Genomic DNA, 8,464 nt, shown 5'->3' on the forward strand with positions numbered 1-8,464 from the left:
ACACATTGTTAATGTTTAATATTTTGTATTTTTTTCATGGGGTTGCCGGTTGAGGCCCGCACTCATGCAGTGCAATGCAAATCCGCATGCACCATGATGGGTTGGGTCTAAAAATAGTGATCGAAAAAATTCAGGCAGCAGCCAGGCTGGCGGTTTCCATGGCGACAATCGCCTTGGCTTGATTCATGTCGGTAGTGTAGCCGGCGCCATACAAACAACAGGCCAGCTGGTTGACCATCGGCAGCGGGATGGGATGTTGCCCGGACATGGCTTCACGTATCCAGGTAGCGGTTGCTGGCGCATCAATGGAATCGGGCAGGTTAGGCAGCGACTTGAGCGGACCGGCTTCGGCCTCAAACAGCATTTGTTGTGCGCCGTCATCAAAATACTGCAGGTCGGGACGGCGTTTGGGATTGGCGAAAGCCTCGCCTTCGGTGCCGCGCAACAATAATGCCCGGCCGCCAGTCGACTGGAAAAAGTCACGCATTTTTTCCAGATAATCCGGATGCGATACACTGACCAGACGCAAGCTGTTGCCACCAAACGGGTCAATCATCTTGACCAGTGAATGCGCAGAATTACGCACCCCGAGGCGGTTGCGCAGTGCCAGCAGGTTGGCCAGTCCCGGCGACAGCGCCGCGGTGGGGACGAAAGCGATGCGCTCGCGCGCCAATGCCTCGTTGGCCTGACGCACATTCGCACAAGGCAGGATGCCCAGCTCGCGCAGGATATAGGCGGTGGCGACCCGGCCGCCGCCTTCCAGCGTGCCATGTATCAGCACCGGGACGCCGAATTTGGCCAAAAGCAGCGCCAATAACGGCACCAGATTAGCCTGGCGCCGCGCGCCGTTGTAGGTGGGCAGTACCACCGGCCGTACCGTGCCGCCTGGCGCATCCAGCTGATATACGCGGCGTTCCAGTGCCTGATAAAAGCCGAGCAGTTCGTCCGGTGATTCGCTTTTCATGCGCAGCGCAATCAGGATCGCCCCCAGCTCCAGTTCCGGTACGCCACCGTCGAGCATGGCACCGTACAGTTGTTCGGCTTCGTCCAGGGTCAGGTCGCGCGCGCCATGCACGCCACGGGCGATTTCTTTGAGAATGGCGGAATAACTCATGCGGCTTCCTGTTTATGCACAGAAACCATGCGCTTCAGTTCGGGGACACAAGAGCCGCATTCAGTGCCGCATTTGAGACTGGCCTGCAAGGCGGTCAAATCCGCACCTTGCGCCAACGTTTCCAGAATCCGGGTTTCAGGAACATCAAGGCAATTGCAAATAATGCGCCCGCGACGATGACTGCCGGCAGGTGGTGTGGCGACCGGTGCCAGCACCCAGCTGCGTAATGGCGCAATTTCCACCCCCTCTGCCATCATTTCCTTAAGCCAGTCGCGTGCCGCGATTTCCCCGGTCAGGCGCACGCCGACGACACGCCCGTCTTCCACCATGACGCGTTTGGAAATGCCGCGCCGGGGGTCATCATAGCGCATGATGCTGGCCTCATCCTGCATGTCGAGCAGGGCGTCGATTTCCGCCAGCATCTCCGCTGAGAGCGGTGTGCCGTGGGCCACCCGCAATACCAGCAACGGATTGTCGCGGCCATACAGGCCGCAACTGGCGTAATCAAAACGCGACAACAGCGGCTGAATGCGCAACATGCGCGCCACCGCGTGATCGCGTCGCATCACCGCCATATGCCACGGCAATGGTGCTTTCTCGACCTGCACGACCGCATGTTTGAGTTCCGGTTGGTGCGACACCGGGTCGCATTGGTCGGCAGTAACGGTATTGACGCCGAAGCCGCTCATGTAGCGACCCCCCCAGTGCATGGGCATGAATACCTGTCCGACGCGCATCTCTTCGCTGGCTTCCACTGGCACCAGCAATTCGCCGCGCGGATTTTTCACGCGTACCAGATCGCCGTCCTTGAGACTGCGTCGTGCCATATCATCGGCGTGCATGGATAAAGCCGGTGTTTCCACGTGGCTGAACAGTCGTGCCACCATGCCGGTGCGGCTCATGCCGTGCCACTGATCGCGCAGACGGCCGGTGTTGAAATGCAGCGGATAACGGGCGTTAATCACTTCGGCGGTGGGCAGGTAACGCGGCGTGGCAAATTTGGCGCGGCCATCGGCGGTGGGATAGATGCCGTCAACGTATAGGCGCGGTTTGCCCGCTGTTGCCCCTTCCGGGAACGGCCATTGCTGCGGGCCCTGTTGATCCAGCAGCGCATAGGACAGCCCGGTAATATCCAGATCGCGCCCGCGCGTGGATTCGCGGTGTTCGTTGAACACGGCTTCTGCATTCGCGTAAGGAAACAGTCTATTGGCGGGCATCTCCAAGTGCGCACCCAGACGGCGGGCAAAATCGGTGGCGATTTCCCAGTCCGGGCGGGTCTCGCCGGGCGCGGGAATGGCCGCCTTCAAATGCGTGATGCGACGTTCCGAGTTGGTTACCGTGCCTTCCTTTTCGCCCCACGTAGCGGCGGGCAACAGCAGATCGGCGTACTCGGCAGTTTCGGTAAATGCGTTGGCTTCCTGCACTACCACGAATTCGGCGGCCGCCAGCGCGGCGCGGACCAGTGCCTGGTTGGGCAGCGACTGCGCCGGGTTGGTACAGGCAATCCATAATGCTTTTATTTCGCCACGGGCGACCGCTTCAAACATTTCCACGGCGGTCTTGCCAGGCGTTTCCGGGACTGAATCAACACCCCATAATGCCGCCACTTCGGCGCGATGTAACGGGTTAGTCAAATCACGATGCGCGGACAACAAGTTCGCCATGCCGCCCACTTCGCGTCCGCCCATCGCGTTGGGTTGGCCGGTGAGCGAAAACGGTCCGGCACCGGGGCGGCCGATCTGGCCGGTGGCAAGGTGCAGGTTGATCAGCGCAGCGTTCTTGTCGGTACCGTGGCTGGATTGGTTCAAACCCTGGCAATACAGCGACAGTGTGGCGGGCGATTTCCCGAACCAGCGCGCGGCGGTGATGATGTCCGCCGCGGGTACGCCACACAGACCAGCCACGGTCTCGGGCGAATATTCGCGTACCATGGTGCGCAGCGCATCGAAGCCATTGGTATGCGCGGCGATATAGGCGGTATCGGCCATGTCTTCCCACAGCATCACATGCAGCATGGCGTTGAACAGCGCCACATCGGTGCCGGGCAGGATGGGCAGGTGCAGGTCGGCCTCGCGTGCCGTGTCGGTACGGCGCGGATCCACCACGATTACTTTCAGACCGGGGTTCGCCTTGCGTGCATCCTCGATGCGGCGATACACGACGGGGTGTGCGTAGGCTGTGTTCGATCCGGCGATGAACAGGCAGTCGGTGCTGGCAATATCGTCATAACAGGCTGGCGGCGCGTCCGCGCCCAGTGTGGATTTGTAACCGGTAACCGCGCTGGACATGCACAGGCGTGAATTGGTATCGACGTTGTTGGTGCCGATCAAGCCTTTGGCCAGCTTGTTGAATACGTAGTAATCCTCGGTCAGCAGCTGGCCGGAGATATAAAAGCCCACTGCGTCAGGCCCATGGGTGCGGATAATTTCGGCAAAGCGGCTGGCGGCATGGTCAAGCGCGCTGTCCCACGATACGCGCTCGCGTGTTGCGCCACGTGCGTTGCGCAATTCGGGGTAAAGCGCGCGAGCGTCGGTCTGTGTGGCTGCCAGATGCAGGGTCGAACCCTTGGTGCACAGACGGCCGAAATTGGCAGGATGGTCAGGATCGCCGCGCACGCCGGTGATGCTGGCACCATCGGTTTCGATCAGTACGCCGCAACCGACGCCGCAATAAGCGCAGGTGGATTGAATCAGTTTGGGTGAATGCAAGGAAGTCATACGATGTTTTGAGCAATCGTCATGCCAGAATATATTGTCTTTTGGATCAAAGAGATTTTCTTCCCAGCACCCAGGCAGGCGGACAGCCTGCCTGATTTGGGTGCGCCATGCGCATACGGCGCACTACTTGGGTGCGCAGTCTTTACCGACTTGTGTGATGGGCAAAAGAATCGAAATGATCCGCCTTGGAAAGGATGTCAAATCCCTATCCGGCCTCGTATTACAGATTTATTTTGAAACGATTTGAAACAGGACCGAATGAATTATGCTGCTACGATGAGCACTGCAATTTGCAGAGTGCAATCAGGAGGAAGTCATAATGAACAAATCAATGTTAATTGGCGTAGTAGCAGGCGCAGCAGCGGTCACCGCTATCGGTGGGGTTGCAGGGTATAAAGTGCTGCATCACGAACCGGCTTATGCCGATGTGGTTAATGTTGAGCCGCTGACCAAAAATGTTCGCACCCCGCATAAGGTTTGCGGGGAAGAAGCCGTGACCCGGCAGGCACCCGTGAAAGATCAGGAACGCCTGGCAGGGACCGCGATCGGCGCGGTATTGGGCGGCGTTTTGGGTAATCAGGTCGGCGGCGGCACCGGCAAAACCGTGGCAACCGTAGCCGGGGCGGCAGCCGGCGGCTATGCCGGCAACCGGGTGCAGAAAAACATGCAGGAATCCGATCGCCAGACAGTGATGGAAACGCGTTGCAGAACGGAATACAGCAACCACAAGAAAGTTCTGGGTTACAACGTGACCTACCATCTGGGTGAGAAACAGGGCGTGGTGCGCATGGATCATGATCCGGGCCAGCGCATTCCGGTCAAGGATGGTCAATTGGTTCTGACCCCCGCAGTGACCCAAAACCCCTCCTGAGAATGTGCGGCGCGACGGAGGCAGATCACCCAGCCATCGTCGCGCTCACTGATTCACGTTAGCCCGATCCAGATGCGCATAGGCAGGCAGCGTCTGCAAACGCGTATCCTCAAGCGCCGTCCCCACGGTAAAGTGATACATGCTCTGCACAAAAGGCGTCTTGATGCCGAGCAGATCATGGACCGCATCGTCAAAGTAACAGCCGATGCCGGTACCGCGTACCCCGGCTGCCTCAGCCTCCAGATAAAGCACTTGTCCCAATATCCCGGCCTCCCAGAATAGCCGGCGGTAGACCCATGGCGTTGTTGCCAGCTCGGTGTCGTATTCGCTCAGCATGGCTACGCTGAATGCCCCATCGGCGGCAATATCCTGATGGCACGACAGGGCGCGCGCTGCATTTTTGGCATCCGCTGCCACCAACCGGAACAGCGAGAAATGCGCCGGGCAGCTTGGCGTTGGCAGCCATTCATATTCGGGGTTCAAACCTGCCCGCAGCTTCGCTTCGATCTCTTGATTACGCAGAAAAAGATACAGCCCGGGCGCCACGCCATCAACGCGATGCACGAACAGCAGCAAATGCACGCGCGGCGTCCATGCGATGGCGTCCCAAGGGGGTGCGGCGCGGCGTGGCAAGGTCATGTCGAGCATGCGGTAGAAAGCCTCGGCAGATAACGTGGAGACGCCATCAAAGGCTTGCGCGCTGCGCCGCTGACGGATGATTTCGACAGCGCTGTGGTTACACTTGCTCGCCAGCGGATCAGGCAGAGCGGGGGCCAGCCACGCTGTTTCCTGCGTTGCGGGTTTCGCGCTGGCCAGTGCCACTTCATCGATTACCGGCCATTGGTGCGAGTGGTGTTCGGCGAGGACATTTGCGTGTCCCTGCCATTGGCCGCCTTGGGCAGCCCTCATCAGTGCGGCAGTGTCGGGTTCGATAACTGCACCACCCGGCATCGACGTGCTTACCAGCAGAATCACATCCGGCGATTCCCGCTCAGCCGTGCCAAAATCCGCGCCCCGATCCGTGCCGAGTAGCGCGCCGATCTGGGCGTCGCTGCATGTGCTCAGCAAACGCATCTGCCAGCCCAGTGTGGCCGCAGCATAGCGCACAGCAGCGATGGCATGACCGACATCATGCTGGCAGTAACGAAACGCGCGCTCGCCGTATTTCCAGGCTTCGCGCCAATGGACTGATGACAGCCCGACCAGAAAAGAATCGGGCGGCAAAATTCGCTCACTACTGTTGCTTGCTGTATCGAAGCGGCAGCGCTGCTCGAGCAGATGGTCGCGGCTCACATAATGATGCACGCCGTCCTCGATCCCCTCGCAGCCCGCACTCACCAGATACGCCTCGGTCGGGTGCAGATTGCCGCTGGACGGGTTGCAGCGCAGCGCCCAGCGCGTGTCATCGTACTGCTTCCAGGCGGAGAGGCCGAAAGCAAGCTCGAACAGGGCGGCGATACTGTTCAGCGTTAATGCTTGCGGTGCAATTTCCCCCGGCCGATACAAATCGTCATAAGGCGGCTGTGGCGCAGCAGCCAGCAATGGCAGCGCCAACTGCGGGTTGCCCGCAAATGTGCGGAAAGGGTCAGGCTGGTTTTTCCAGTCCAGCCCGCCGGGTCCGGCAGCATAGTGCTGGAAATGATGTTTGGTGCGCTGGTGGTAGGCCAGCACGGTGTCGAGATCGTTTTGCATATTTTAACTTGATAGCAATTTAAGCCGGAGCGAATACAACACCTAGGCTAGGGTGTGCGCGAGGTAATGGCAAACATTTTGCCAAATCGGCAATACGCTGAACTTGCTTGGTGATACGCTTTCTGAAACTGATGTGTAACTATTAACTTGTGGAGTCCTAATGCACAAAACCCTTATCGCTCTTGTTTTCGTTTCCTCGGCGTGGATATCGACTGCCAGCGCGGCAGAAAATGACATGCGTCCCGGATTATGGGAAATCACCACCACCTCGAACCTGTTGAAGCTGGTGTCGCAGATTCCGCCCGACCAAATGCAGATGTTGATGAACCTGGCCAAGCAGCACGGCGTGGATATCCCGCCCATTCAAAACGGTGCAGCCACGTCCAATGTGTGCGTCACCCAGAAAATGGCCGACGAAAAAGTCCCGCCCAGCTTTTATCAGAATAAATCCGGATGCGCCGCCCAAAACGCCACCCATGCCGGCAACAAATACACCTGGGATTTCGTTTGTGCCAATCCCAAGCTGAAAGGCAACGGCACCGCAGAAGCGGTGTTCGCTAACCCCGAGAGCTTCACCGGGCGGACTGACTTCGAAGGCGTCGCTCAAGGCGCGCCGGTTAAAGAACACGCCGATATCACCGGCAAATGGACCAGTGCCGATTGCGGCGCGGTAAAACCGCCGCAGTGAAGCCTTAGCGTTTTCGTAGAGGATCAAGCAGGGACGACAGGCCGTTGTGATCCATCTCCTGCATCAGTGCCAGCAGTCGACCGATTTCGCCGGGCGGAAAGCCCACCCGGGCAAACCAGTTAAGGTACTGGCCGGGCAGATCGGCAATCAGGCGGCCTTTGTACTTGCCGTAAGGCATGGCTAGGGTGACCAGGCGTTGTAAATCTTCGGGGTTCATCGCTATCGGGATTAACGGGGCGATTTAACGCGATCGAAGTGTGCTGAAAATGGGTACGGCTCGCTTTGCGCCTCAGTTCTAACTGAGAATCAAAAAATATACAACAACAGTCCAAAACAGCCGATTGATCTCTTTGAACGGATACTCAATAGTCGGCTTAGCTGGGCATCACCCCGTCAGCTGGGGCGTTCTAGAATGCATTACTTGGTAACCGATGATTGACCGCCGCGAAGAAGTTGAACAGCAGGGTCATCTACAAGAACATCCACCTCGATTTTGTGGCCTGTATTTGTAGCTAAATACGGCTTCATCGCCGTAACCATATATGGTACGACTAGTCGGAGATCGTTGCTTGAGCCGATGCTGACCACGCTTGTTTTCCAAACCTGATTCATTTTTTTCTCTTTGGCGTAAGTCGCAGCATCATAAGCTTCGAGAAACAGAAACCTTGTGTAATTCGTGTCAGTAGCAATTTGAGTAGTAGAGCCAGTAACCCCGTATGTTGGGGTATACGTTGTGACACCAGAGTTAGTCACGGTGCTCCCATATGAAGAAACTGTTCCATAAGTATTTGCGGAGGACACGCCAGTTTGACCCCACGTCGGTAGTGAGTAGGTGTGCTGATATGTTTGCGGATCACCGATTGCATAAGAAAGGAAAATTACAACATCTGCACCCTGAAAAGTGTTCACCTTCACGAATCCATTCGCGGTTAAAGCCTTGTCGATATACGCGGCAAATTCTTGGAATTGAAGATCGCCGACTTCCTCCTTTTTTCCTCCGGGCATAAGGACGTAGCGTTTCTTTATATTTGCGTCTGCTTGAGCGAGTGAGTCAATGCTTGAATGAAATCGAAGAGGTTGTATTGTTGCACAGCCTGAAAGCAAGGCTGCACACACAATTAGCGTTGCGCCGATAGTTTTTATGAAATGCATAGATGCCTTTTAAGAGTGATTAGCCTTGCTAGCGCAAGGCGGGATACAAATGCAGCTGTAGACACCTAGGGATGCTCTGAACAACCCCGCCTGCCGCGCAGCAGCAGACGGCTCCGCTTCAAATTTTCAAACGGCAGTGTGAAATGCTCAGGAAATGCAATTTTCCTCACTGCTTTTGGCGTTCTTCGCCCTATTTAACCCATTTTCCCGATCTCCAGGCGCACTCATCC

7 protein-coding genes are annotated in these 8,464 nt (G+C 57.3%); 2 read left to right on the forward strand and 5 right to left on the reverse strand.

Annotated features, from left to right (window positions below; all coding sequences use genetic code 11):
- Positions 1 to 130: 130 nt before the first annotated feature.
- Entirely contained in the window at positions 131 to 1,114 is a 984-nt protein-coding gene (gene ybiB / locus ACYCZJ_RS09690; protein WP_461554015.1) for a DNA-binding protein YbiB, read from the reverse strand.
- Positions 1,111 to 3,831 carry a nitrate reductase gene (locus ACYCZJ_RS09695; RefSeq protein ID WP_461554016.1) on the reverse strand — a complete coding sequence of 907 codons (2,721 nt, stop codon included), beginning with the start codon at positions 3,829 to 3,831 and terminating at the stop codon, positions 1,111 to 1,113. The genes ybiB and ACYCZJ_RS09695 overlap by 4 nt, the downstream gene beginning before the upstream one ends.
- A 319-nt stretch (positions 3,832 to 4,150) precedes the next feature.
- Between ACYCZJ_RS09695 and ACYCZJ_RS09700 the strand changes: the two genes are divergently transcribed.
- Positions 4,151 to 4,702 (forward strand): glycine zipper 2TM domain-containing protein, encoded by a 552-nt coding sequence (locus ACYCZJ_RS09700; protein WP_461554017.1) that lies wholly within the window; start codon positions 4,151 to 4,153, stop codon positions 4,700 to 4,702.
- Positions 4,703 to 4,747: 45 nt separating this feature from the next.
- Here the strand turns inward: ACYCZJ_RS09700 and ACYCZJ_RS09705 are convergent, their stop codons facing one another.
- Positions 4,748 to 6,394 (reverse strand): SagB/ThcOx family dehydrogenase, encoded by a 1,647-nt coding sequence (locus ACYCZJ_RS09705; protein ID WP_461554018.1) that lies wholly within the window; start codon positions 6,392 to 6,394, stop codon positions 4,748 to 4,750.
- A 160-nt stretch (positions 6,395 to 6,554) separates the two neighbouring features.
- On the opposite strand from ACYCZJ_RS09705, the gene ACYCZJ_RS09710 reads away from it, so the two are divergent.
- A complete protein-coding gene (locus ACYCZJ_RS09710) occupies positions 6,555 to 7,082 on the forward strand; it encodes a DUF3617 domain-containing protein (RefSeq protein ID WP_461554019.1) in 528 nt (175 codons plus the stop codon).
- A gap of 4 nt (positions 7,083 to 7,086) precedes the next feature.
- Here the strand turns inward: ACYCZJ_RS09710 and ACYCZJ_RS09715 are convergent, their stop codons facing one another.
- Together ACYCZJ_RS09715 and ACYCZJ_RS09720 are read right to left on the reverse strand one after the other, a co-directional pair.
- Positions 7,087 to 7,299 carry a DUF3820 family protein gene (locus ACYCZJ_RS09715; protein WP_461554020.1) on the reverse strand — a complete coding sequence of 71 codons (213 nt, stop codon included), beginning with the start codon at positions 7,297 to 7,299 and terminating at the stop codon, positions 7,087 to 7,089.
- Between the two features lie 200 nt (positions 7,300 to 7,499).
- Complete coding sequence (locus ACYCZJ_RS09720; protein WP_461554021.1) at positions 7,500 to 8,234, reverse strand: DUF4136 domain-containing protein; 735 nt, start codon at positions 8,232 to 8,234, stop codon at positions 7,500 to 7,502.
- Positions 8,235 to 8,464 lie beyond the last annotated feature (230 nt).

It is taken from the genome of Sulfuriferula sp., from assembly GCF_054605375.1.

Excerpts from the sequence above, each read along its gene's own strand:
- ACYCZJ_RS09705 (WP_461554018.1), bottom strand. The coding sequence starts at position 6,394 with ATGCAAAACGATCTCGACACCGTGCTGGCCTACCACCAGCGCACCAAA.
- ybiB (WP_461554015.1), bottom strand. The coding sequence starts at position 1,114 with ATGAGTTATTCCGCCATTCTCAAAGAAATCGCCCGTGGCGTGCATGGC.
- ACYCZJ_RS09700 (WP_461554017.1), top strand. The coding sequence starts at position 4,151 with ATGAACAAATCAATGTTAATTGGCGTAGTAGCAGGCGCAGCAGCGGTC.
- ACYCZJ_RS09715 (WP_461554020.1), bottom strand. The coding sequence starts at position 7,299 with ATGAACCCCGAAGATTTACAACGCCTGGTCACCCTAGCCATGCCTTAC.
- ACYCZJ_RS09710 (WP_461554019.1), top strand. The coding sequence starts at position 6,555 with ATGCACAAAACCCTTATCGCTCTTGTTTTCGTTTCCTCGGCGTGGATA.
- ACYCZJ_RS09695 (WP_461554016.1), bottom strand. The coding sequence starts at position 3,831 with ATGACTTCCTTGCATTCACCCAAACTGATTCAATCCACCTGCGCTTAT.
- ACYCZJ_RS09720 (WP_461554021.1), bottom strand. The coding sequence starts at position 8,234 with ATGCATTTCATAAAAACTATCGGCGCAACGCTAATTGTGTGTGCAGCC.